Genomic DNA, 25902 nt, shown 5'->3' with positions numbered 1-25902 from the left:
AGTAGAGCAAAAATACGCTTTGTGGACGTATTTACAAAGATAAGCCGTAACTTGCAGCATAATTTCGTCAGGCATTGAACCTGAGCAGCAAATATGGAAAAAAAAGGACGCGTCTTAGTCGCTATGAGCGGCGGAATCGACAGCTCGGTCGCAGCTGTTTTATTACACGAACAAGGATACGAAGTAATCGGTATGACCATGAAGACCTGGGATTACGCGAGTGCGGGTGGAGATAAAAAGGAAACAGGTTGTTGTTCTTTGGACTCCATAAACGATGCCCGTCATATTGCGGTTTCACTTGGTTTCCCCCATTATATTTTAGATATCAGAGAAGAATTCGGTGATTCAGTCATCGATTACTTCACGAATGAATACGTAGAAGGTCGCACGCCTAATCCTTGCGTGATGTGCAATACGCACATTAAATGGGATGCTTTATTGCGTCGTGCGGATCAATTAGGTTGTGAATTCATTGCGACGGGCCATTATGCCCAGATCAGGCAAGAGAATGGACGTCATATTATTTCCAAAGGCGTAGACGCTTTAAAGGACCAAAGTTATGTGCTTTGGGGCGTTTCACAGGAAAGCCTTGCCCGTACCATTTTACCCCTAGGTCATCTAACGAAAGCGCGCATTCGAGAAATGGCAACCGAGCGTGGTTTCGTCGATTTAGTCAATAAATCCGAGAGCTACGAGATCTGTTTCGTTCCAGATAATGATTACCGTGGATTCTTAAAAAGACGTGTTCCTGAGTTAGAGGAGCAGGTAAAGGGGGGGAAATTCGTCGATTTAGAAGGCAAAATTATTGGCACCCACGAAGGTTATCCGTTTTATACGGTAGGCCAAAGAAAAGGTCTAGGAAAAGCCTTCGGTTATCCAGCCTTCGTGATCGAAATTCGCAAGGAGACGAACGAAGTGGTCATCGGTAAAGTCGAAGATTTGAACCGCACCGGCATGTGGGTGGGTCAATTGAACTTACAGAAGTACGATAGCATTCCAGCTGAAGGCATCGAGACCGTTACAAAGGTTCGCTACAAGGATGCTGGAACAGCGGGTCATATTTTACAAGTGGGCGAAAAAATGAAAGTTGATTTTGCCTTTGATGTGTCTGGCATTGCACCAGGTCAAGCCGCCGTATTTTATGAGGGAGATGATGTCGTAGGTGGTGGCTGGATTTTAAAGTCCTACCTAAAGGGAAGTGTTTTTGAAAATGCACAATCCTTTCAGACTACTTAATTTTCGTGTGAATTCGGGGCATTTGAATGACTTCCATATCGAAAATTCGCTTTCCATCGATCTTAAATTGCAGCGCCGTTTGTTCCGAGTGAAACCCGTGCTGTCCAGCGGCTCCTGGGTTTAAAAAAAGCATTTGATTGCGATTCTGATCCCTTTTTACCTGAAGAATGTGGGAATGACCGCAGACAAAAATCATGGGTAATCCCATCGCAAAAGTCTCTAAAGCATCTGGTTTATAAGAAGAGGGAGCTCCTGCTATATGCGTCATCGCGACGGTTACTTGCTCGCAGGTGAAGCGGGTGATTTTGGGAAACATATTCCGAATCATCCGATCATCAATATTTCCATAGACCCCATAAACGGGTTTACCAAAACCGATCAAGGTATCCGCCACCGCTACCGAACCCCAGTCCCCGCCATGCCAAATCTGATCGCAAGCTTCCACATGGGGAATCAAACGCGGATCCAGATAACTATGCGTATCAGAAAGGACTAGAATCTTTAGCATTTACTTATGTAATGAGATCAATTTACCGGTTGAAATCAAGGCATTCGCTTTCCATTGTGCTTTTTCTGATTCGAAAGCTGCTTTCTTTTCAGCTGTAATTTCTTTCGTCACCCAAGCCGGCGAACCCGCATCTTTCCACGCTGAATACCAAAAAGAGGCCACCCGATGCGAGGATTGAATCATACGGCCCTGAATAGAAAGCCCCAGTTTATCAGCATAAGCTTGTATAAATTCATCCGTATAATAGCGCTGCATCTTTCCATAACGCTCGACCATTTTGAAGGATTTTTCCTCCCCTAAAGCTTGGCGAACCGCCGTTTCAGCTGTAAACATCTCTGGAAGCATCGCGTGAGACTCTAATAATATCTGGAAGATGAAATCCTGAGGTTTGGCAATATACTGAGCCGCCTGAGGTTGGTACAAAGCATAATTCTTCAATTGAGCCTCTGGAACTAAACTTTCCCATAGGACGTGCATCCCCTTTTGGTTTGTCAACTGTCCATCGTGATTTTTCGTGGTATGTAATGGCACGTGTGAATCCGCCACATAATGACCTAGATCTGCCGCATAGAATAAAACGGAATCTTTTAATTCGTTTTTAAAGGCATTCACTAAACGGCCATATACGCGATTCACTTCCCAAGGCACTAAACCTTCCTTGCGCAAGCTATCAAAGGAATATTTAGCCACTGCTTGTTTAAAATCATGAGGAATATCCGTTCGGTAATTAGGTCCAAAAACGTTTGCATCCATATCTAGGTAATGCTTCGAATCCTCTGTCTTGTCATCTTTACGACGCACATCTGGGCGAATCGATTGTTGAACAACATAATCCTGATTCGCATAGAAGAACAGACCTAGGTCAGTCGGCAAAGGATAAATGGCAATTTGTTGTAAGGTTTTGTGGGCCAAAAATCCCCAAGAAACTAGAAAGCCACAGATAAGTAAAAGTGCTATTTTGCGCATATTATTTTTTTGAAATGAATGTTTTAGGTGCTAATCCGTATTGTTTTTTAAAGGCACGGGTAAAATAAGCGGGGTCATTAAAGCCCACTTGGTAAGCTACTTCGGATACGTTTAATGATCCTTTTTCTAATAAAATTCTAGCCTGCTGTAAGCGAATAGAGCGAATAAACTCGTTTCCAGCTAGCGAAGTTAACATTTTCAATTTACGATAGAGTTGCATCTTACTCATATCCATGGCTTGCTCTAGTTGTTCGACATCAAAATCAGCTTCATCTAAATGATCAATCACCACCTGTGTAGCTTTGTAGAGGAATTCATCTTCGAAGACAAGGGTATTTTGGAGATCTTGATTAGTAACAGCATTCTGCCAATTTTTGCGAAGTCTTTCTTTCGCTTCTAGCAATTTATTTACTCTTAATTCCAAAATGTCCGCGTGGAATGGTTTGGAAATGAAATCATCCGCTCCAGACTGCATTCCCTCAATTTGACTTTCCTGAGAACTTTTAGAGGTTAATATCACCACCGGAATATGGCTGGTTTTTGAATCCGCACGAATCGCCTTACATAGATTAACTCCAGACATACCTGGCATCATCCAATCCGTAATCACTACATCAGGCAAATACATTAAGGCCATTTCTAATCCGGTTTCTCCCCGATCAGCTTCGATCACCTGGAAGGATCTCTCGAAAATCTCGCGAATAAAAGCGCGCATCTCCGCGTGATCTTCGACAATAAGAAGAATCTGCTTCTCTTGCTGAATAAAGTCGACTTTTTGACTCTCTGACTCATTGACTGCTGGAAGAGTTCCAGCTTTCACCCAAGCGGGATCAAAAGCCTGCCGTGTAACCGGAAAATGTAATTTAAAATCAGAACCTGCCCCTAAATCACTTTGCACGTCAATAGTTCCGCGATGCACCTCCATTAATTCCTTACATAAGGAGAGTCCCACTCCCGTACCCACCCGATCTGACTTTTCTGGAATTTGATAAAAACGGTCAAAAATATGTTGCATATGCTCCGCACTTATTCCTTTACCCGTATCCATCACGTGAATGGTTACTCTAGAAATTGTCTCCTGACCGCCTTGATAGGACTTATGCAATTCTAAACGAACGCCTATTATCCCTTCTTCTGGGGTAAATTTAAAGGCATTTGATAAAAGATTCGTCACGCATTTCTCGATGATGTCGGCATCATAATAAACCAATAAGGACTCGATGGATATATCCCACTTTAATTTGATTTGTTTCTGCTGAGCGTACGAATCAAAACTTTGCTTAATCGAGTCTAATTGACGCACTAAATCATGCTTCTCCACCACTGGCTGCACATTACCCGATTCAATTTTAGATAAATCCAAAAGTTGATTGATGAGGCGAAGTAGTTTCTGAGCGTTTTGGTAAATGGAATTAATCCTCGTCTTTTGATCCTTATTCAGACTATTATTCGAAATAAAATACTTCTCTAATGGACTTGTTATTAAGGTTAAAGGCGTGCGCAATTCATGGGAAATATTAGTAAAAAAATGCGTCTTTACTTGTTCTAACTCTTTAATTCGTTCTTTTTCAATTTCTTTTAAACGTAAGTCTGTTCGAAAAGCTTCCCTAATCTGAACCTCCCGAATGAAGGCATATATGAGCGCAGCTACTAAAACTACATAAAGAACATAAGCCCACCAGGTACGATACCAAGGTGGTAATACGGTAATCATCAACTCATAAGGTTTCTCCGCCCAAACCCCATCCGAATTACTTGCTTTCACCTTGAAGATATAATCCCCAGGACTTAAGTTAGTATAAGTCGCTGTTCGCTGTGTTCCCACCTGATTCCACTCTTTTTCAAAACCTTCTAAAAAATAGGCATAGCGGTTATTCTTAGGCCTTTGGTATTCCAAGGCAACAAAATCGATACTAAAAACGGTTTGATCTGGCTGCAGAATTAACTGCTTAATCGACAAAATATCAACTAAAAGTGTGGAGTTTTCCTCGCCTACTTCCACGTCTTTATTAAAGATTTTCAGCTTCGTGAAATAGACATCGGGGGCATTCAAGCGCATCCGCAGACTATCCGACTTTAAATAATTCAAACCGTTTACTCCCCCAAAAAACAACCAATTCTGATTATTCTTAGCAATCGCGTTGGTCATAAATTCTTTTCCTTGCAATCCATCGGCCTCTTCGAAACTGACAAACTTCAAGGTTTTTCCGTCCATTTTAGAAATTCCCCCATTCGTCGTAAACCACAAATCCCCTTTCGCATCTTCCACTACGCCACGTATACTATTACTAACTAAGCCATCCTTAACGGTAAACACTTTAAATCCTTTATTAGGCCCCAGATATTGATTTAGACCGCCACCTTGAGTCATCACCCAAATTCTTTTTTCACGATCCTGAAAAACCTGGTTCACGTGATTATAACTTAAGGCACCCGGATCAGCTGATTTAACATAATGACGTAATTCCTTCGTGGCAATTTGATACACATATAAACCATGACCTATCGTACTCAGCCATATTTCTCGATTATCGATAATCCGTATCGAGGAAATTGACTTATTCATCAAATTATACTTCCCTAATACAGAAAAAGGCTCTCCATATTGTTTCGTAGCCGGGTCAAATGAAACTACACCTATTCCCGATGTTCCTAACAGAAATTGATTTGAATAGGGAGTCATCGTATTAAAATTAGCCTCCCTTTTACCTGGCTTAAATGGAAAATCAATTAATTGGTGTTGTTTTGTGAATAGATTAATCCCCTTCCCCCAAAGTCCTAACCAGACCGACCCATCCGTTTGAGGATAGATAAAATTCACATCATAGGTCTCCGTCGAATTTAATTTATTTGCGGATGCGCTTTGTAAATAATGCGTCACAGCCCTTTTCTTATGATTAAAATAGGACAAACCCACATTACTACCTAACCAAATACCGGCATCGCCATCTGCCGCAATGGCACTAACCTTATTGCTCAGTAGGCCTTGTAAGCTATTAGGTTTGTAGCGGAAAACGGAAAATCGAGGTTTTTGAAAAAAGGAAATATTCAAACCAGCCTCCCAGGTACCCACCCATGTATTTTGATTCGCATCCGTAAATAAACTCATGGTAGAATTAGACGAAATACCTACATCTGGATCTGGATTAGACGCAATGTGAGTATAAGAAGTAAAATTCTCTCCATTGAGTTTGTAAACCCCATTATCGGTTCCAATCCATAAATTATTCAAGGCATCTTTTGCCAGTGAGGTAACGATATTTTGCCGTGATAAGGGGTCAGATGCCTGATAAAACACCACTTTAAATTGCTGCGTTTTAGGTGTGAATTGAAAAATCCCCTTCCCATCCGTTCCTACCAGAATATCCCCATTTTTCGTTTCAAACAAAGCCCTAACCCGGTAATTAATGGCGCCAAATTGATACGGAATAAAACTATGTGCATTCAACTGGGAAATCAAATAACCCGTTCTAGTTCCCATCCAAACCGTACCTGAAGAATGCTTAAAGAGTCTCGCCACGTCTTTTACGTAGGCGTTTTTCCACTCACATTCTTCCTTTATTAATTGATTCGTACGTATATCATACACTAGATAACCTACACCTAATACAGCCACCCCTATTTTGCCTTTCCCTAAATTTAGAATACTGGGAATAGTAGAATTGGACAAATCTTGTCCCGCAGGCCCTTTCGTAAATCGAGTGATTTTACCTGTAGCTAATTCGATTTTATTTAAACCTGACGTTCGCGTCCCTACCCAAAGATTCCCTAAATCATCTTCCGTCACAGAAAATATCTCACTACCGCTTAAGGTCTTAGGATCACTAGGGTCATTGCGATAAATCTTAAAATTGTGCCCATCGTAACGATTTAAGCCATCACCTGTGGCAAACCACAAGAAACCCTTTTTATCTTGAATGATTTTATAAATAGAACTTTGGGACAAGCCAGAGTTCGTGCTTAGGCGTTCATAGCGCGTTTGATTTTGGCTGTAGAGACCAAAAAAGATAAACAACAATAAAAAGAAAACGAGTCTATTCATTTGAATCTTAAAATTAGGGAATTAAACCAGGAAATTGGATGGAATTGTCCTGAAATAACCGAATGCAAGAATTGTCCTTGCATTTGTAAGATTCGTCCTATCCTAAACAAAGGCACCCCCGTACATTTGGAACAAGAATTATTCTTCGATATGAATAAGACATTTGTTTCATTTAACGTAAAGAATTCAGGAAATAAACTTCCTAAATACCAGCAATTAGTGAATTCACTTTTGCAGGACATTGAAATGGGGGAATTAAAACCTGGCGAACGATTGCCATCCATTAATGAGGCATCGGAAGAATGCTATCTTTCCCGAGACACCGTGGAGAGAGCGTATACCGAGTTACATAAAATGGGAGCCATCACCTCGATTTTCCGCAAAGGCTACTTCATTTCAGAATCGAGTCTTAAAGTGAAGACGAAAGTTCTTTTCCTCATCGGACGGATGACGGAGACAAATCAGACACTTTATAACGCATTTTTAGATCACTTTGGCAAGAATGTCATGGTGGATATTTATACCTATCAGTACAAACCGCGTGAATTCAAAGAAATCATCGGTCAACAATTAGGGAATTACCATTATTACCTAATTCAACCCCATTTAATCGATGAGGATGAAGAAACGGTGAAGATATTGCAGAAAATAGCCGGGGATCGATTGATTTTATTGGACCAAAATTTCGGAACCATCTGTCATTCTAGTCTAATTTGTCCTCCTAACCCATCGCTAAAAAAGATTTTTAATACCCAACTAAACCTGTTTAATAAGTACCGCAGTCTTAATTTAGTAATGAGCGAAGACGAATACTTCGATCCTGAATTAATTAATGCGTGCAGTGAATTCTGTGAATCGAATTCATTGAATTTCCAAGTATTAGATGGCCTAGAAGAGGACGATTATCGCCAAAATGAGATTTATTTCACTTTGTCCGATAGCGATCTTTTCCAGGCTATCAAATATGCGGATAAAAATAAATGGACACTGGGGAAAGAGGTGGGTATCATCTCCTTGAACGATCATCCATTTAAAGAAATTATTGCTGGAGGAATCACGGTAGTGAGTACTCATCCGGAGAAATTAGGCCAAAAAGCGGCCGAAATGATCCTCACAAATCAAAAAACGGTCGAGGTCATCGAACCTAGCCTGATTATACGACTTTCACTTTAGGGTTTTATTTTGCTAGAAAAGGGCCATGATTTCATGGCCTATTTTTTTTCACATAGTCCAGGTTTCGCTGAATGCCCTTTAATTTTGTTCGCTTGATAGCGGAATAGTGAAATAAGGTTTGGAAAACCTCCTCTGATAATCCCTCCCAATCAACCTCAGCTAAATTACCTGCAAATCTAGGTTCACTATGCGGTTTTGAAAAGCGATTCCAAGGACACACATCTTGGCAAATATCACAACCAAAAATCCAGTTTTGAAAGTCTGACTGTAAACTCGCTGGCATTTGATCTTTCAACTCAATCGTAAAATAGGAAATGCATTTACTCCCATCCACAACGTATGGAGTAATGGCATCTGTAGGACAAGCATCGATGCAACGCGTGCACGTACCACAAAAATCTTTAATAGGCCCATCTGGACTAGCTTTTATATCCAATAAGAGTTCTGCCAAAAAATAGAAACTCCCCTGCTTCGGAATAATCAAATTCGCATTCTTACCAATCCAACCTAGCCCAGATTTCTTTGCCCAAGCCTTTTCTAAAACCGGAGCTGAATCGACAAACATCCTACCAGAAAACTCCCCTAACTCATTTTTTAGAGCGTCCCATAGGTCTTGCATTTTATCTTTAATCACCCGATGGTAATCTTCACCGTAGGCATATTTAGAAATCTTGAAGTCGTTCACCGCGATTTCCTCCGCTGGAAAATAGTTATAAACTAGCGAAACGACGGTTTGACAACCATCCACCAGCTTCCGAGGATCTAATCTTTTATCAAAATGATTAGCCATATAGGCCATTTCCCCGTGTTGATTTGAGTTCAACCAGTCTTCTAGTCTAGGTGCCTCTTCTTCTAAAAATCCTGCCTCAGAAATGCCACAAAAAACAAAACCAAATTGCTGTGCTTTGGCCTTAATAAGATGAGAAATTTGAGCTGGACTTTTTGACATTTGCCTAAAATTACAAAGGTCGATTCATTTATGCCAAAGTGTCATAAAATTGTTTTTGGTATTGAATTTGTATCAAGGATTTGCAATCGTAATTTTGTACCATGAAAAAGAAAGAAAAAAATCAAACGCCTGAGGAAGAAATCGTCAATCAACAAGAAGAAAATGCGCCTGAAACGGAAGAAACAGCTCCAATAGATGAATTAACCGAGATGAAGGAGAAATACCTTCGCCTGTATTCAGACTTCGAGAACTACCGTAAACGCACGGCGAAAGAGAAAATGGAAATGATTCAAACCGCATCTGAACGTTTAATTATCGACTTATTACCCGTAGTAGATGATTACGAGCGTGCCCTAGCGAATGCTCCAGAGGGAGAAATATCAGAAGGAACACAATTAATCTTCGCTAAAATAGGCGCTATTCTACAATCCAAAGGATTAAAAGAATTACCAGCTAAAGGCGAAGTTTTTGATGCTGAATTACATGATTGCATCACTCAATTTCCTGCTCCTAGCGAGGAGGAAAAAGGCAAAGTGGTAGAAGTAGTTGAAAAAGGATATACACTGAACGAAAAAGTCATCCGCTTTGCGAAAGTGGTGGTAGGTAATTAACATAAAATGGCTCAAAAAAGAGATTATTACGAAATATTAGGCGTTTCCAAATCCTCATCGGAAGACGAAATCAAGAAGGCATACCGTAAAATGGCGGTAAAATTCCATCCTGATAAAAACCCCGATAACAAGGAGGCTGAAGAAAAATTCAAAGAAGCAGCTGAGGCCTATGAGGTCTTAAGTAATTCCCAAAAGAAATCGCAATACGACCGTTTCGGTCACGCAGGGATGGGTGGAGCTGCTGGCGGTGGTTTTGGCGGTGGTGGAATGAATATGGAAGATATCTTCTCTCAGTTTGGAGATATCTTTGGTGGCGCAGACGAGAGCCCGTTCGGTAGCTTCTTCAATGGAGGCCGCAGCAGTGGCGGAAGACGTCAACGCAGAGGAACCGACCTACGCATCAAGCTTAAGTTGAATTTAGAAGAGATCGCAAACGGTGTAGAAAAGAAGATTAAAGTAAAACGCCATGTTGCTTGTAAATCATGTGCAGGTAACGGCTCTAAAAACGGTACTGACTTAAAATCATGTGGTACCTGCCAAGGTTCAGGTCAGGTTCGTCAAGTTCAGCAAACGATGTTAGGCCAAATGGTCACCTCATCTACCTGCCCTCATTGTAGTGGCGAAGGAAAAACAGTAGGTTCAAAATGTGGGGATTGCTTCGGTGAAGGACGCGTTTTAGAAGAAGAAATCATCCCAATCAAAATCCCAGCAGGCGTATCCAATGACATGCAATTATCTATGTCAAGCAAAGGAAACGTTCCTCCTCGTGGTGGCGTCGCTGGTGATCTATTAATCGTCATCGAAGAAGAAGCCCATGAGCTATTGCACCGCGATGGAAATAATGTAATCTTCGATCTTTATGTGAATTTCGTAGATGCAGCGCTCGGAACTTCGGTAGAAGTACCTACCATCACTGGTAAAGCTAAAATTACCTTAGATGCTGGAACACAAAGCGGCAAGATTCTACGTTTAAAAGGCAAAGGGATCAAAGAATTAAACGGATATTCCATCGGAGATCAATTAGTCCACGTGAATATTTGGACCCCTAAGCAAGTCAGCAAGGAAGAAACCGAATTATTAGAAAAACTACGCGCCTCCCCTAACTTTGCCCCCCAACCAGGTAAAGGTGAGAAAGGTTTCTTTCATAAGGTGAGGGATATGTTTTCATCGTAAAAGCGAAGCTTTTTTAAAGCACAAAGAATAAAGTTTGTATCGCCTTTGGCGATGAATTCTGAAGTGTTTATTACTATAACATAAAAAGAGCGGCAAGTGCCGCTCTTTTTATTCCTTCTTTATTCTTTAAGCTTTGTGCTCTATGCTTTCTACTGAAGTCGCCCCATCTGCCTAGTAAACTTCGCCTCCAGCTCCTGGTATTTCGCAGGACTAAGTTTCGACGCCTTCAAGGCTGAAACGACTAAATTCATTTCATAGATCGCAATTTGGACATCACGTTCGTGTGAACCATAGCGCCCATCTAAATAATAATCTAATAGTTGATCATCGCGCTTGACGATTTTAGAGGCCATTTTAAGTGCAGCTGCTGGATCACCTACAGCGATATACAATTCAACCATACTGGCAGAGAATTGATCATAAGGGATTACTTTGTCTGGCATTTTTTGGTCTAAGAAATCTAATACCTTTTTCGCCTGAGCATAATTTCCTTCACGCACTAATTGATCCGCTAAACGGTAGACACCTAAACGAGCTGTCACCGATGGAATTCCTAAATAGAAATCCCCGTGGTAATAAATCTGATCGTTATCAAGGCCTCTCCAAAACATCTTTTTCGTGATATTCTTTGTCATCACCTCCGTGTTCACGTAGCCATCATTCGCCCCAGGAATCTTGAAAGGCATTAAACGGTAGGCATAGCCTTCTAATTGCATCGATTCCTTCAGACCTAAATACTGATCATTTGGCAAAGTAGATGCGAAGTAAATCGGACGTTTCCAACCAGACATTGCGTTGTTTGAAATGATCTCTAATTGAATCAGCTCTCCTTTGTAGATATTATGCGATGGCAACTTCCAACCTAAAGCAGGTGACATATACGGTACAAATTGCTTAGGGAACCAGTTTGACTTCGCTACAGCAGCCATGTCAACGGGGATCACCACCGAATCAGTAGGAAGTGTATTAATCGTCTCGCCTAATTGCGTTTGCTCCTGAATAGACGGGCTGTCCTTGTGCAATAAATCCAAATAGTCCGGTAATAACATCGCAGTCAGACCCTCTTTAGGATTAAATAAAATCTGGTCATTTACTCCTTCCATTAACTGATCTTTCGTTAATAGAATAGGTAATGGTTGTGATTCGTATGTTTTCCGCTTCATTTGATCGATATACCAATCCGTTCCTAATAGGGACAAATTACATACACGAACGTCCGTTCTGAATCCTTCGACTTCTTGTACATACCAAAGCGGGAACGTATCATTATCGCCGCCCGTAAATAGAATCGCATTAGGGGCGCAAGAGTTTAATAAGTTTTTAGCAAAATCAATCTGATGGTAACGATCACTGCGATCATGATCATCCCAGTTTTGTTGTGCCAAAATCGCAGGAGCCGTTAAACCCAATAAAGCGACAATCGCCCATTTGGCCTTATCTGCTTTAACAAATTTTTGAATAAACTCCATGATCTGCATCACGGCAAAACCCGCCCAAATCGACATAAAATAAAACGATCCTACGAAGATATAATCACGCTCACGCGGTTCTGTAGGAGGTGAATTCAGATAAACCGTTAAGGCCACACCCGTCAAGACGAACATCAAAATAGTCACTAAAAGGTCTTTATCATTCTTACGAAGCATATAAAAGAAACCTAACAGCACGAAGATAATCGGCAAAAAGTAGTAGTTATTTCTCGCCTTATTATTGCGTAAAATATCTGGTAATTTCGAGGTATCCTCAAAGGCATTGATGGCCCATGCATCTTGCATATCACTTTCGCGACCCACAAAATTCCACAACAAATACCGCATATACATATGCCCTAATTGGTGGGTAAATAAGAATTCTAGGTTCTTACCAAAACTAGGTTTCTCTCCAGCCGGAATACCGAGCATCTCTTGGTATAACTTCACGTGATTCGCTTGACTCGAATACACACGCGGCAATAACATCATTTGGGTCTTATCGTATTCATACACCGGTTTCTTCGTGTACTCCACATATTTCCCGTCCTTCATCTTGTAAATAGGCGTCTCCGCACCCTCTTTATAACCCGTTACCTCCGCAGTATACACCGGGCCATAAATCAAGGAACGCTCGCCATATTGCTCCCGCTTCAAATATTTCAAGAAGTTTAAGATATTGCTCGGATCGTTCTCATTAATCGGCGTATTATAGCCGGAACGCACTAGAGCGACCGTATAGGTTGAGTAACCGATGAGTAAAAAGACAAAAGAGAAAAGCGCGACATTGAGAACTTCCTTCCCTTTAGCATACGAATAACGAATCCCAAAAACGATAGCCGCTAACAATAAGATTAAGAAAACAATCGCTCCTGTCCCATACGAAAAGCCTATGGTATTCACGAAAGTCAACTCAAATTCGAAGGCTAAACTAGGCAAGCCCGGAATAATTCCAGCATTAATAATTCCCAAAATAAATAAGGCAATTAAAATCGAAATCACTCCACCGGTCAAAGTTGGCTTCTCGTAGCGTTTGAAATAATACAATAATCCTAAAGCCGGAAGCGTCACCAAATTCAATAAATGGACACCTATGGATAAACCAACCAAGTAAGCAATGAATAAGATCCAGCGATTCGATTCCGCTCTATCTTCCACTAATTCCCACTTGAAGGCCGCCCAAACGACGATAGCTGTAAAGAAAGACGACATCGCATAAACTTCAGCTTCCACAGCAGAGAACCAAAACGTATCCGAAAAGGTATAAATCAATGATCCTACAACGCCCGAAGCTAATAAACCAAAACGCTCAGTTGCATTCATGGCATCAAAGGACTTATTGATCATCTTGCGACCGATCATCACGATCGTCCAATGCAAGAATAAAATCGTGAATGCGCTGCTTAAAACAGACATCATATTCACCCAAAATGCCACTCGCGTCACATCCCCTAAGGCAAGTAAGGAAAACATTCTGCCCAATAACAAGAACAAAGGTGCTCCTGGAGGGTGCGGAACCTGTAATTTATAGGCGCAAGCAATGAACTCACCACAATCCCAAAAAGAGGCCGTAGGCTCCACCGTCAAAGTATAGGTGATCAAGGCAATAAGGAAAACTCCCCAACCCGTCCAATTATTTACTTTTTTAAAACTCCACATAGGTCAGATTAATTAAACTGTTTTAAGAAACGAACGTCATTCTCTGTGAATAAACGTAAGTCTTTGATCTGGTATTTTAACATCGTGATACGCTCGATTCCCATTCCAAAAGCAAAGCCATTGTACTTCTTAGAATCAATTCCCACATTTTCTAATACATTCGGGTCTACCATTCCGGCTCCCGCAATCTCCACCCATCCGGCTCCTTTACATACATTACACCCATCGCCTTTACACAATAGACAAGTAATGTCCATTTCAGCACTGGGCTCGGTGAAAGGGAAATAAGAGGGGCGGAAACGAACTTTTGTATCCTTTCCAAACATCTCTTTGGCAAAATGATACAACGTATCTTTCAAATCCTTAAAGCTCACATTCTCATCTACATATAGCCCTTCCACTTGATGAAAAAGGCAATGCGCACGAGCTGAAATGGCTTCATTACGGAATACGCGACCTGGCATCACAGAACGAATCGGTGGCTTTTGGTGTTGCATCAAACGAATCTGAACATTAGACGTATGCGTACGCAATAAAACGTCATCTTGAATCTCCCCGGCTCCTTTTTCAATAAAAAAAGTATCCTGCATCTCCCGCGCTGGGTGATTTGCCGGAAAATTTAAAGCGGTAAAATTATAGAAATCAGTTTCAATCTCAGGACCATCTGAAACCGAGAACCCCATGCGATTAAAAATCTCCAAAATACGAGCTCGCACTTTCGTCAAAGGATGTAAACTCCCCTGAGAAATAGGGTTATAAAGCGTTAAATCAGACGGAACTTCAAAGTCAGCGGCATTACCTGCGAAGGATTCTTGCGCTTCAGCAAATTTAGACTCAGCCGAATTTTTCAAGCCATTTAAAGATTGGCCTACCTCCCGGCGATTTTCAGCTGCTACATTTTTTAACTCATCAAACAGCGTCGCTAAACGACTCTTACGTCCAACAAATTGATTTCTAAAAGATTCTAATTCGCCTTCATTGGAAATGACAAACGAGTCAATTTCTGCCTGAAGTGCTTTTATTTGTTCATTCATGTGGGTAATTATAAAATGCGGAAACCGATGGTTGCCTGGAAATAACTTGGTTTTTGAGAATAAGTAAATCCGCTCGGTACGGCTACCGTATTCTTTAATTCCGAGGTCGAACCTTCGTAACGTAAATCTAAAGACAAGTTCAATATATCAAAACCTATCCCGGCTTGGTAGCCAAAACTTGAACGATTTATAATGTCCTGTGAAGTTCCTGAAAAATAAGATTTAACAGCCGCATCTGGACTTATCTCAGCAGAAATGGCATAGGAAGCCACCGGGCCTGCCATTACTCGAAGCGGACCTAATTTAATACCTAATAGTATAGGAACATCTAATGATTTTTGCGAAAAGCCAACAACATTCTCTTTCGTTGTTAGTGTATTAAGGACATCCACATTCACTTCTTTAGCCGTAAAATAGACCTCAGGTTGTAAGAAAATGGTTCTTCCAATTCGGGCAAATGCCCCCAATTGATACCCTGTCTTATTTTCTAAATTCGTATTTAAACTTGCCACTTTTACAGCAGAAAGATTAACTCCACCTTTAATTCCAATTCTAAAATAATCTGCGCGTGAGTGCTTTTGGGCTGAGGCAACAGAAAAGATTCCCATGAATAGGGCAATCATCATCCAAGGTTTTAAGGCGTTCATAGCTATTGTGATTAATTAACTTGTAAAATTATCCTTTTTCATCCGAAAAAAAAGAAAAAACCAAAATCAAAACGTATTTTTGACCACAAATCGTATAAACGTGGCCAAAGTTAAAACCTCCTTTTTTTGTCAATCCTGTGGATATTCCGCACCCAAATGGTTGGGGAAATGTCCCTCTTGTGGAGAATGGAATACCTTCGTGGAGGAATTAGTGGAACAGACGAGTCATCCAGCGGAAGTTTGGAAGACCAAAGGAAGTCCTAAATCAGCCGCAAAGCCTAAATTACTCAACGAAGTCAGCTTCGAAAATCAGCCTAAACTTACCTGCTCTGATCCTGAATTTAATCGGGTATTAGGAGGTGGAATTGTTCCTGGATCTTTGGTATTAATCGGTGGAGAGCCCGGCATCGGAAAATCGACACTCTTATTACAAGTGGCTCTTTCGCTAACCCAAACCCGTGTTTTATATGTCACAGGAGAGGAATCCGAACAACAAATTAAATTAAGAGCGGATCGTTTAGCCTCCAAATCTGACTCGCTATATATCTTAACTGAAACCAATACACAAGCTATTTTCAGGCACCTAGTGGAGCTTGATCCGGAATTAATCATTGTTGACTCGATTCAAACCCTATTTTCTGATCAAATCGAATCCGGCCCAGGCTCCGTTTCACAGATTCGGGAATGTGCGCTTGAGCTCATGCGATTTGCAAAAGAAAGTGGGACACCCATCTTCTTAGTGGGTCATATTACCAAAGAAGGTTCTATCGCCGGCCCTAAAGTCTTAGAACATTTAGTGGATACCGTCTTACAATTCGAAGGGGATCGCCACATGATCTACCGTATTTTACGTACTACTAAAAACCGCTTCGGTTCCACTTCTGAATTAGGCATCTATGAAATGCTAGGCAGTGGCTTGCGACCAGTGACGAATCCATCCGAAATACTCTTATCTCAACGCGACGAACCATCTTCCGGGATCGCCATAGGTACGCTTATGGAGGGAAATCGTCCGCTTTTGGTCGAAATTCAATCCTTAGTAAGCGCGTCCTCTTATGGAAATGCCCAAAGAACGGCCAACGGTTACGATGGAAAGCGCCTCAGTATGTTGATTGCCGTTTTGGAAAAAAGAGGGGGCTATAAACTGGCTACTCAAGATGTCTTCTTAAATATCACGGGGGGAATTCGGGTAGATGACCCAGCTTTAGATTTAGCCACCTGTATGTCGCTAGTTTCTTCCTATGAAGATAAAATCCTAGACTCGTCCATCTGTTTCGCTGCCGAAGTAGGATTAGGCGGGGAATTACGTTCTGTCACACGCATCGATCAGCGTATTGCGGAAGCAGAGAAATTGGGTTTCAAGGAGATTTGGATTAGTAAATACAACCTAAAAGGCTTGAATTATAAGCCCAATAAAATTAAGGTTCGATCAGAAGCGACCTTATTAGATGTTATTCTGCACATTTGGCATCAAAAATAGAAGCCGGGTATTCCACTTCTACTAAGTGTAATCCATGTGCCGGAACGGCACGACCCGCTTTGCATCGGTCTTTCGAGTCTAAAATCTCTTGCAATTGATTTTTATTCAAGCGACCCTGCCCTACTTCTAACAAAGTACCCACGACCGCACGAACCATACCACGCAAGAAACGATTGCCTTGAATAGTAAAAATCAATTCATCGCCCCGATAGGTCCAAAAAGCCTGCATTATAGTGCACTCAAAAGTCGTTACTTCCGTTTTAACCTTAGAAAAGCACTGGTAATCGGTATTTTTGAAAAACAAGGCTGCCGCTTCATTCATAGCTTGAACATCTAGTTCTACGCCGAAACGGTAAGCAAATTGACTTGTAAAGGGACTTTTAAAAGGACTAATGCGGTATTCGTAGGTTCTCGAAAGGGCTGCAAAACGTGCATGGAAATCATCCGCCACTTTATAAATCCCTTGAACTGCTAAAGAATCAGGTAACATTCGATTTATCCGAAACACCGCGTTTTCCTTGACTTTTTTACCTTCCGGCAAATCGAAGTGCGCAAATTGTTGGTGGGCATGCACACCCGTATCAGTCCGTGAACTTCCTACAATTTCAAGCTTAGAACCCCATAACAAACTTAATTTATCCTGCAAAATCGACTGAACCGTCGTTGCATTTGGCTGAATTTGGTAGCCATGAAAAGAGCCGCCATCGTACGAAAAAGCGAGTAGATAGCGGCTCATTTACTTATTTCATTAAAGCAGTTTCAAGTGCCGTATCAAATGATTGATAAGCTGCTGCCACAGTTGATAATTTCACGCCATCTGCCACCATATCCGTTCCTTGAACTGATCCAAGTGCAGAGAACTTCACTCCGTGTACCTGTAAAGCAGATTCAAACGCTGCTATCTTAGCTGCATCTACTGAAACAATCACACGAGATTGCGCTTCACCGAACCAGAAGGCATCCTGACGAATAGCCGCATCTGAATTCACATTAAATCCTACTCCTCTTGGGAAAGATGATTCAGCCAAAGTCACTAATAAACCACCATCTGACACATCGTGAGCAGATTCAATTAATCTAGCCTCGATTAATGATGAAATCGCTTTTTGTAATTGCAGTTCCGTCGCTAAATCAAAATGCGGCGCTGGCGTCGTTTTGATACCTTTATACGAATACACATATTCAGACGAGGCAATATCATTAACTGACTCACCCACTAAATAAATCGCATCCCCTTCTTTTTTAAAGTCCAAAGTCATCTTATTCGCCGGATCCTCTAAAATCCCTAACATACCAATGGTAGGCGTTGGGAAAACAGGGCCTCCATCTGAAGATTGATTATAGAAGGATACGTTTCCACCCGTAACCGGAGTTTCAAATGCCTCACATGATTTTTTCATTCCTTTGATCGCACCCACAAACTGCCAGTATACTTCTGGAACATAAGGATTGCCAAAGTTCAAGCAATTCGTAATCGCCACCGGCAAACCACCCGAACACACAATGTTACGCGCCGCTTCTGCCACCGCCATCGCAGTTCCTTCTTCTGGATCTGCGTTTACGTAGCGAGAATTACAATCCACCGTGATAACAATCGACTTTTGAGAGCCATGTACCTTCACCACCGCCGCATCCGAAGGCGCATTGGTATTGCGGTTCGCACGACCAATCGATGAATCATATTGTTGTGCTACCCACTTTTTAGAAGCAATATTGGGGTGATTCATCATGTAATTCAAAGCCTTTGGCAATTCTTCCTTAGGCAAATCAGCTACTGAATCAATCTTAAATTTCTTAAATTCTTGGTAGTAAGCAGGCTCTTTGTACTCCCGGTGATACACCGGAGCGCCACCACCTAAAACTAAATCGTCTGCTGGGACATCAGCCACTAATACCCCGTCTTGATAGAATTCAAGACGCTTTGTATCAGTAACCGTTCCAATTTGCTCGCAATTTAAATCCCACTTATCAAAAATACGTTTCGCCTCGTGCTCTCTACCTTTCTCCACAACGATCAACATACGCTCTTGAGATTCTGATAATAAGATTTCAAATGGCTGCATGTTGGGTTGACGTGTAGGTACTTTGGAAAGATCAATAATCATTCCATGTTCTCCTTTCGCAGACATTTCAGACGTCGAGCAAATAATACCCGCCGCACCCATATCTTGAATTCCGATGACACAACCTGCTTCAATAATTTCCAAAGAAGCCTCTAACAACAATTTCTCTTGAAATGGATCCCCTACTTGAACCGCAGGTAATTTCTCCGACGACTTCGCCGTAATATCTTCTGATGCAAAACTCGCACCACCAATTCCGTCTTTACCCGTCGCCGAACCTACGATAAATACCCCATTACCTACTCCATAAGAAGTGGCAGATGCTTGAGTACCCACCTTTAATATACCTGCTGAAAACGCATTAACCAGCGGATTCACATTATAACAATCATCGAATTGAACCTCACCACCCACGGTAGGAATTCCAAAGGCATTACCATAATCTCCAATCCCTTTCACCACACCTTTCACTAACCACTTCGTTTTCGCTAAATTAATATTGCCAAAACGCAAAGAATTCAATTGCGCAATCGGACGAGCACCCATCGTGAAAATGTCCCGATTGATTCCACCCACACCAGTCGCCGCACCTTGGTAAGGCTCTAATGCAGATGGGTGATTATGCGATTCAATTTTAAATGCACATCCTAAACCATCCCCTAAATCAACCAAACCGGCATTTTCTTCCCCTGCTTTCGCTAACATACGCGGCGAGTCTTTAGGCAAAGTCTTCAACCAAACGATTGAGTTCTTATAGCTACAGTGCTCAGACCACATAACAGAGAAAATCGACAATTCCGTAAAATTAGGCTTGCGACCTAAAATCTCCTGAATGCGATCATACTCTTCGGGTAATATTCCTAATTTTTTGGCTGTTTCGACGGTGGGAAGGGTTCCGATTGATTCCACTTAATTGAGTTTAAAATTGAAATGCAAAGATAGGAAATCTTACTAAATGGTGAGTGGTAAATGGTAAATGAAAAATGATTTTTTATTGAAACTAAATGCATTCACCATTTACCACTTACCATTTTCAAAGCATAAAGCATAGAGTAAAAAGCATAAATATGGAATAAAAAATGGCTGAAGCTCATTTTTTATGATTTCAGAAGGATGAAAAAACATTTCAAAAAGTCATTCGCGAAGCGAATACCTACTTTGTGCTTTGTGCTTTGTGCTTTGGATTTAAATAGTAAACGGTGGAATTACCACCGTTTACTATTTAAATCCCCCAATACTCCCGATCCTCCGGAACATCGACGTCCCTGAATTTATCTGAAAAGTGAATGATTTCGCATAGCATCGGATTTTGGCGCCAAAATTTTCCTAAACCTTGATCTCCACTCCAATTTTTAAACAAAGGTCGTAAAGCGGTTGGTATTAATACGGGTGGAGAATTAACACCTTGAAAGGAGGCCACGATGGCTCTCTCTGGATTTACTAAGGAGATAATATTTTTCATGTGTGCATTTGTCAAAAATGGCAAATCGCATAATAAGACTAATACATCTTTTTCGGTCTCAATCGCTTTAAGTCCCACAACAAGTGACTCCCCCATGCCTTTTTCCCATCGTTCGACTAGAACATAAGATAAGTTAGGGAACTCTATTTGAAGTTTTGCGATGATTTTAGTCGTTTGTTCCACCTCTGCGCCTAAACAGACAAGCACTTCTTGGCAAACACTAAAGGCTAACCGAATGGATCTCTCTAATAGACTTTGGCCCTGATAAACCAAAACTTGTTTTGCTTCCCCTAAACGGGAGGATGCTCCGGCAGCTAAAATTAATCCAGTCATGTGATAAATATCAATTTCACTAATTTAATTAAAAATTATTAAAGCTTAGGTGGTAATTTTAGACGATGCTTCTAGAAATCGAAATCGAATTTATTCAAAATAACCTACATCGAGATCCTGTCTCAGTGGCCTTGGATGCATCGAAACACCCTGATTTAGCTGTTCCTAAATTAGTAGGCCAAATAAAAGCCCGGCAAAAACTAAAGGATAAAATGCCTACTTGGGTGGCGAATTCTAACGTCTTTTTTCCGCCCAGTTTAGCTCTTGAACAATCCTCTTCCGAAGAAACAGCACACTTTAAAGCTTCCCTAGTACATGGAAAAATCGCGGATTTAACGGGTGGAATGGGATTAGATAGTTTTGCTTTCGCGAAAGCGGGATGCGAGGTTAGCTACATCGAAAGACAGCCTGAATTAGCGGAAATCACCTCCTATAATCACGAAAAATTAAAAGCAGGAAAAATACATCACCATACGGGAGATAGCTTGCACTGGATATCTCAACAAGTGGAAGCTTTTGATTTTATCTACGTAGATCCAGCACGACGAGATGGAGCCGGTAATAAGGTCATCTTGTTACAAGATTGCGAACCGAATGCATTGGAACTAATTTCGTATATCAACGAAAAAACCAACTTACTAATAAAAACGAGTCCTTTATTGGACTTAGATAGAGCTGTTAAAGAATTGCAAGGAGTCGAGAAAATTTATGTTGTTTGTGTCAAAAACGAAGTAAAAGAAGTACTCTTCTTAAAAACTGCACAATCTTCGGATGATCCCATAATAGAAGTTATTGAATTAAGCCATCCGAAACCTTTGATTTACGAAGGGAAAAAATCAAATGAAACAGCAGCGGAAATCTCCATTAGTGCGCCATTGAAGTACTTATATGAACCGCATGCCGGAGTTTTAAAGGCTGGATTCTTTAAATCTGCAGGAACTCAATTAAATAAAATAGCGCCTAATACACATTTATTTACATCTGAAGAACTACATACTAATTTCGCTGGTAGATCGTTTGAGATTTTGGCCGAAGGTCCTTTAGAAAAAAAATGGATACAAACCGCTTTACCTGGTATGAAGGCGAATATTTCCACTCGAAACTTCCCCATTAATGCGGATGAAATCAGAAAGAAATTTCAATTGAAAGATGGGGGTGAATTTACACTTTTTGCCTTCCGAGATCAGTCTACTAAAAACAAGGTTGTCCTAGCTAAAAAAATCTTCTAACTTTACTAGAAATTCAGTTCATATGAAAAAAATATCGATCCTCTTTTTCCTTACTTTCTGCACAATTAGTGCTTCAGCACAAGTATTTACTGGGATGTCTGAAATTGACAAATCAAAGAAAGAAGGAGTTTACACCTTTGTAAATACGCAGGAAAAGTATGCCAAGGCAAGCTGGAAAGCTTATTTAAGTAAATTTGGTAAGGTGATTGAAGGTAAAAATGGATCCTATGCTAGCTCTGATATAAAGATTTCAAGTATTTCAGACAATCCATTAATCGTAGTTTCTAAAGTTTCCGAAGAAAATAAAAAGGTCAAATTATTTATTTCGATTGCAACTTCTTCAGATGAATTTATTCAAACAGGACACGCTAAACTAAGTGAAGCAAGTACCTGGATTGAAGATTTTATTAAAATTGTCGATTTAGAAGAAGGTGTTAGAGTGGAAGAAAATAAATTAACTGAATTAATTTCTGCTCAGGCTAAAAACACGAAGCAAGCAGAACGTTTACTTCGTGAATTAGATTCTAATCAACGCCAAATCAACAATTTAGAAGAACGCTTAAAAGAGGCTAAAATCGAGAAAGAAAAGATTTTAACTAATCAAGTGCAGAATAAATTAGATCAAAAATCAAAAGAGGACGAAATTGCGGTTCAAAAAACGGCAGTAGACGCAGCGAAACAGAAAATCAAATGAAAAAAGGACTAATCGCTGTTTTCACGATTTTGTTTTTTTGCAATTTTGGCAGAGTAGAATATTCCGCACTCAATCCCAAAGCAAAAATAATACTTGTAGATTCTTCTGCTAAATCAATGCCGGCGAATTCGCCAAAGCTAGATAAGCAAGATGTAAGCGAACAGGAATCAACGGAAACATCGGATGAAAGTAGTGGCTGGTCAAAATACATCGTGATCGGGATTAAAACGTTTTTTGCCACATTACTGAAGCTTTTGATAGCCTAATATGCTATCCTACTCTATTTCTACCTCCATTCAAGCACCTGTAAGCCATGTAAAAGATCTTTTTACGGCTGATTTATTGCTAAAATTATCCCCTCCCTTCCCACGTGTAGCTCTTCAGCGTTTTGATGGCTGCAAAAAGGATGACCAGGTTGTTCTTGAAATAAATCTAATTTTACGTAAATTAACTTGGAGCTCACTCATCACCGAGGAAGTACAAACAGAAGAGGAATGGTATTTTATTGACCAAGGAGTGAAGATGCCGTTTGGACTAGCATACTGGCAACACAAGCATCGGGTCAAGAAAATCACAGAACAACATTGTGAAATAATCGATGAAATTTCTTTTGATACTGGCACGCTATTTTTGAATTACCTTCTTTTCCCTTTTCTTTGGGGAATGATTTATTACCGAAAGCCTTTCTATAAAAAATATTTATCTCTCATCAACCCAAAATGAAATTAACATTAACCAATAAAATTATCATCGGATTTGTCCTCGGTCTTGTACTAGGAGAGATCTTTTTCTTGAATTTCGAACCAGAGGTAAGTCAAGATTTAGGGGCTAAGGTTCAAATCGTTTCTAAGATTTTTCTCCGCCTGATCAAAATGATCGTAGGACCCTTAGTATTCTGTACACTAGTGGTCGGAATTGCTAAACTAGGGGATTTCAATGCAGTAGGACGTATTGGGATTAAAACGATTGGCTATTTCTATTTTGCTACTATTCTCTCCTTAGTGACCGGTTTAGTGGTGGTAAATATCACACAACCGGGTAGCTTACAAAGTTGGCCTAAGCCTGCAGCCGGAACAGCAACAGGCATAGATGCCTCTAAAACAAAAACCTTAGAGGACTTTATCCTGCACATATTTCCAGATAGTTTCTTTAAGGCTTTGGCGGAAAATGAAATCCTTCAAATTGCTATTTTCTCCCTGTTTTTTGGTGTTGCCCTCGGTTCTATAGGAGAAGTAGGAAAACGCTTAATTCATGTATTTGAAAACTTAGCAGAAGTCATTTTCAAAATGGTCAATTATGTGATGGAAGTGGCTCCTTATGCAGTTTTTGCAGCAATGACCACGGTAGTAGCTAATAAAGGATTAAGCATATTAATCAGCTATGGTTATTTAATGCTTTGCTTTATGGGTGGCCTTTTGTTCTTCACCGTTGTTATCTTGTGGATCATTTGCTTAGCTAACGGAATTAAATACTGGAAACTTTTAAAAGAGCTAAAAGAAGCTTTACTGATTTCATTTTCAACGGCAAGTTCCGAGGCATCTTTCCCTCAAACGATTGCCGCATTAGAGAAATTCGGTTGCAGCAGACGTATTGTTGGATTTGTATTACCCTTAGGATATAGCTTTAATCTGGATGGATCGATGTTATATATGACATTTGCGACTGGATTTATTGCACAAGCCTATGGCGTTCACCTGAGTTTGGAGCAACAAATCACCATGCTATTAACGTTAATGATTACGTCCAAAGGAATCGCTGGAGTACCTCGCGCTTCTCTTGTCATCATTGCGGGCACCTTAACGATGTTCAATCTTCCAGCAGAAGGAATTGCTCTTTTACTGGGTGTCGATCCTTTTTTAGATATGGGAAGAACGGTCACTTCGGTGGCTGGAAATGGCGTAGCTACTTGTGTAGTTTCGAAATGGGAAGGAGAATTTAATCCGCCTTTGGCTGATTAAAAGTCATTTGTACCGCTTTTCGAGCGGGAATAATGGAAGCCAAGAAAGTAATGACAATGACTACCAAAGCTGTCATCAAGAAATCAAACCATTCCATTTGAATTGGATAAGCATCAATTAAAGCGTTCGGGATTCCTAAAGGGATAATTCCTATCGTTTGTTGTATCCAGCCTAGAGTAAAACCTAGACCCATTCCCACCATAGCTCCGCTAAAACTAATTAATAAGCCCACCGATAGAAAAATCCGGAATAATTGCTGCTTCGTAATTCCCATGGCTAATAAAGTTCGCAGGTCTTTTCTCTTTTCAATAACTAAAAGCGATAAGGCGTAAAAAAGCGTAAAGGAGGCTATGCCCATGATAAATGCCATCAAAATAAAGACAAACAGCTTCTCAATTTTAATCGCTCTTAATAAAATGGCGTGTTGCTGGTCGCGCGTCTGCACCTGATAACTATTACCTAGTAACTTTTGAATGGAAGCCTGCACCTCCCTATCGCTAGCGCCCTCTTGCAACATGATATCCACTCTAGATACAGCTGTTGAATCCGATAAAGTCAATTCGCGCATCCAATTTAAAGGAACAATGATCATTTGGTTATCGAATGTTTGTTCTACTTGCAAAACCCCAGCAGGGTAAAAAGCCTTCTGATTAGCAGCATCGACATTTACTTGAAATTTAGCCAAGGCTTTTTGATTCGGATACCAGGCTTCAACGGGATGAAAAACATCTTCAAAATTCATCCCCATGGCCATAAAAACACCAGCCCCCACCATACCAAAGGGGTGTCCCTCATATTCGACTATATAATCCCCATCTACTACTTGATTTTTCAAACGCTTCGAGGAAATAAAAGACGAATCAACGCCTTTCAAGGTGACTACTAATTGTTTGCCATTATAGCGAATTAAGGCTTGATCTTCCAGGATGGATTGAACAGAACGCACACCAGAAACGGTGGCAATCTCTTTAATTTTAGAAGGACTTAAAGAAAAACGAGTATCTACAGTAGAAATGAGTGTTAAATCTGGATCAAAGGTTTTAAATAAGCCTTTTTGAAAATCTTCCAAACCATTAAAAACGGACAAAATAAGGACCAAAGCCATCACTTCCACTCCCACTCCAATCATGGATATACGAGAAATCAAGGTGATAAAACTCGCCTTAAATGGGGAAAAAAAATACCTTTTCGCTACAAATAAGGAAATACTCATGGA

The 25902-nt window shown here is 40.6% G+C and carries 21 protein-coding genes; 10 read left to right on the top strand and 11 right to left on the bottom strand.

Translation table 11 applies throughout. From position 1 onward, the window contains the following. The first annotated feature begins 93 nt into the window (after window positions 1-93). The gene (gene mnmA / locus ACST13_RS02485; RefSeq protein WP_459521644.1) at window positions 94-1236 is read left to right on the top strand and encodes a tRNA 2-thiouridine(34) synthase MnmA; all 1143 of its coding nucleotides are present in this window, start codon (window positions 94-96) and stop codon (window positions 1234-1236) included. On the opposite strand, the gene ACST13_RS02480 is transcribed toward mnmA, so the two are convergent. Genes ACST13_RS02480 through ACST13_RS02470 form a run of 3 tightly spaced genes read right to left on the bottom strand, consistent with a single transcriptional unit; the run spans window position 1229 to window position 6752 of the window. Continuing rightward, window positions 1229-1744 carry a metallophosphoesterase family protein gene (locus tag ACST13_RS02480; protein ID WP_459521643.1) on the bottom strand — a complete coding sequence of 172 codons (516 nt, stop codon included), beginning with the start codon at window positions 1742-1744 and terminating at the stop codon, window positions 1229-1231. The two genes, mnmA and ACST13_RS02480, sit on opposite strands and share 8 nt — an antisense overlap. After that, window positions 1745-2710, bottom strand: a complete 966-nt coding sequence (locus ACST13_RS02475; RefSeq protein ID WP_459521642.1) for a zinc dependent phospholipase C family protein — start codon at window positions 2708-2710, stop codon at window positions 1745-1747. It lies immediately after the preceding gene. 1 nt (window position 2711) lies between these two features. Next, window positions 2712-6752: a two-component regulator propeller domain-containing protein gene (locus ACST13_RS02470; protein ID WP_459521641.1), complete on the bottom strand. Its 4041-nt coding sequence runs from the start codon at window positions 6750-6752 to the stop codon at window positions 2712-2714. A gap of 150 nt (window positions 6753-6902) precedes the next feature. On the opposite strand from ACST13_RS02470, the gene ACST13_RS02465 reads away from it, so the two are divergent. After that, window positions 6903-7925 carry a winged helix-turn-helix domain-containing protein gene (locus tag ACST13_RS02465; RefSeq protein ID WP_459521640.1) on the top strand — a complete coding sequence of 341 codons (1023 nt, stop codon included), beginning with the start codon at window positions 6903-6905 and terminating at the stop codon, window positions 7923-7925. Between the two features lie 31 nt (window positions 7926-7956). On the opposite strand, the gene queG is transcribed toward ACST13_RS02465, so the two are convergent. Next, entirely contained in the window at window positions 7957-8874 is a 918-nt protein-coding gene (queG, locus tag ACST13_RS02460) for a tRNA epoxyqueuosine(34) reductase QueG (RefSeq protein ID WP_459521639.1), read from the bottom strand. Between the two features lie 101 nt (window positions 8875-8975). Here queG and ACST13_RS02455 point away from each other — a divergent pair, with 101 nt between their 5' ends. Together ACST13_RS02455 and dnaJ are read left to right on the top strand one after the other, a co-directional pair. Continuing rightward, window positions 8976-9485 carry a nucleotide exchange factor GrpE gene (locus ACST13_RS02455; protein WP_459521638.1) on the top strand — a complete coding sequence of 170 codons (510 nt, stop codon included), beginning with the start codon at window positions 8976-8978 and terminating at the stop codon, window positions 9483-9485. 6 nt (window positions 9486-9491) lie between these two features. After that, entirely contained in the window at window positions 9492-10658 is a 1167-nt protein-coding gene (dnaJ, locus tag ACST13_RS02450) for a molecular chaperone DnaJ (protein ID WP_459521637.1), read from the top strand. A gap of 149 nt (window positions 10659-10807) precedes the next feature. Here the strand turns inward: dnaJ and ACST13_RS02445 are convergent, their stop codons facing one another. From ACST13_RS02445 to ACST13_RS02435, 3 genes are read right to left on the bottom strand one after another with little or no spacing between them, the layout of a single operon-like run. Next, window positions 10808-13786: a protein O-mannosyl-transferase family gene (locus tag ACST13_RS02445; protein WP_459521636.1), complete on the bottom strand. Its 2979-nt coding sequence runs from the start codon at window positions 13784-13786 to the stop codon at window positions 10808-10810. An 8-nt stretch (window positions 13787-13794) separates the two neighbouring features. Next, a complete protein-coding gene (gene pheS, locus ACST13_RS02440; RefSeq protein WP_459521635.1) occupies window positions 13795-14820 on the bottom strand; it encodes a phenylalanine--tRNA ligase subunit alpha in 1026 nt (341 codons plus the stop codon). A gap of 8 nt (window positions 14821-14828) precedes the next feature. Further along, window positions 14829-15467, bottom strand: coding sequence for a porin family protein (locus ACST13_RS02435; protein ID WP_459521634.1), 639 nt, complete (start codon window positions 15465-15467; stop codon window positions 14829-14831). Between the two features lie 100 nt (window positions 15468-15567). Here ACST13_RS02435 and radA point away from each other — a divergent pair, with 100 nt between their 5' ends. Continuing rightward, the gene (radA, locus tag ACST13_RS02430; RefSeq protein ID WP_459521633.1) at window positions 15568-16947 is read left to right on the top strand and encodes a DNA repair protein RadA; all 1380 of its coding nucleotides are present in this window, start codon (window positions 15568-15570) and stop codon (window positions 16945-16947) included. Here the strand turns inward: radA and truA are convergent. The 3 genes from truA to ACST13_RS02415 all read right to left on the bottom strand — a co-directional run bounded on the left by truA (window position 16919) and on the right by ACST13_RS02415 (window position 20805). Beyond that, entirely contained in the window at window positions 16919-17683 is a 765-nt protein-coding gene (truA, locus tag ACST13_RS02425; protein ID WP_459521632.1) for a tRNA pseudouridine(38-40) synthase TruA, read from the bottom strand. The genes radA and truA overlap by 29 nt on opposite strands. A 4-nt stretch (window positions 17684-17687) precedes the next feature. Continuing rightward, complete coding sequence (gene purL, locus ACST13_RS02420; RefSeq protein ID WP_459521631.1) at window positions 17688-19919, bottom strand: phosphoribosylformylglycinamidine synthase subunit PurL; 2232 nt, start codon at window positions 19917-19919, stop codon at window positions 17688-17690. Window positions 19920-20232: 313 nt separating this feature from the next. Continuing rightward, a complete protein-coding gene (locus ACST13_RS02415; protein WP_459521630.1) occupies window positions 20233-20805 on the bottom strand; it encodes a nucleotidyltransferase family protein in 573 nt (190 codons plus the stop codon). Between the two features lie 65 nt (window positions 20806-20870). Here ACST13_RS02415 and ACST13_RS02410 point away from each other — a divergent pair, with 65 nt between their 5' ends. The 5 genes from ACST13_RS02410 to ACST13_RS02390 are packed head-to-tail and all read left to right on the top strand — an operon-like array spanning window position 20871 to window position 24686. Continuing rightward, complete coding sequence (locus tag ACST13_RS02410; protein ID WP_459521629.1) at window positions 20871-22034, top strand: class I SAM-dependent methyltransferase; 1164 nt, start codon at window positions 20871-20873, stop codon at window positions 22032-22034. A 22-nt stretch (window positions 22035-22056) separates the two neighbouring features. Beyond that, on the top strand, window positions 22057-22728 hold the full coding sequence (locus ACST13_RS02405; RefSeq protein WP_459521628.1) for a zinc ribbon domain-containing protein: 672 nt from the start codon (window positions 22057-22059) through the stop codon (window positions 22726-22728). Beyond that, window positions 22725-22994, top strand: a complete 270-nt coding sequence (locus ACST13_RS02400; RefSeq protein WP_459521627.1) for a hypothetical protein — start codon at window positions 22725-22727, stop codon at window positions 22992-22994. Before ACST13_RS02405 ends, ACST13_RS02400 begins: the two co-directional genes overlap by 4 nt. Window position 22995: 1 nt before the next feature. Next, window positions 22996-23451: an SRPBCC family protein gene (locus ACST13_RS02395; protein ID WP_459521626.1), complete on the top strand. Its 456-nt coding sequence runs from the start codon at window positions 22996-22998 to the stop codon at window positions 23449-23451. Next, window positions 23448-24686 (top strand): dicarboxylate/amino acid:cation symporter, encoded by a 1239-nt coding sequence (locus ACST13_RS02390; protein ID WP_459521625.1) that lies wholly within the window; start codon window positions 23448-23450, stop codon window positions 24684-24686. Before ACST13_RS02395 ends, ACST13_RS02390 begins: the two co-directional genes overlap by 4 nt. On the opposite strand, the gene ACST13_RS02385 is transcribed toward ACST13_RS02390, so the two are convergent. Next, window positions 24664-25899 (bottom strand): ABC transporter permease, encoded by a 1236-nt coding sequence (locus ACST13_RS02385; protein ID WP_459521624.1) that lies wholly within the window; start codon window positions 25897-25899, stop codon window positions 24664-24666. The genes ACST13_RS02390 and ACST13_RS02385 overlap by 23 nt on opposite strands. Window positions 25900-25902 lie beyond the last annotated feature (3 nt).

Source organism: Aquirufa sp. A-Brett2-W8 (genome assembly GCF_054558755.1).
This window is presented reverse-complemented; position numbering and strand designations above follow the sequence as displayed.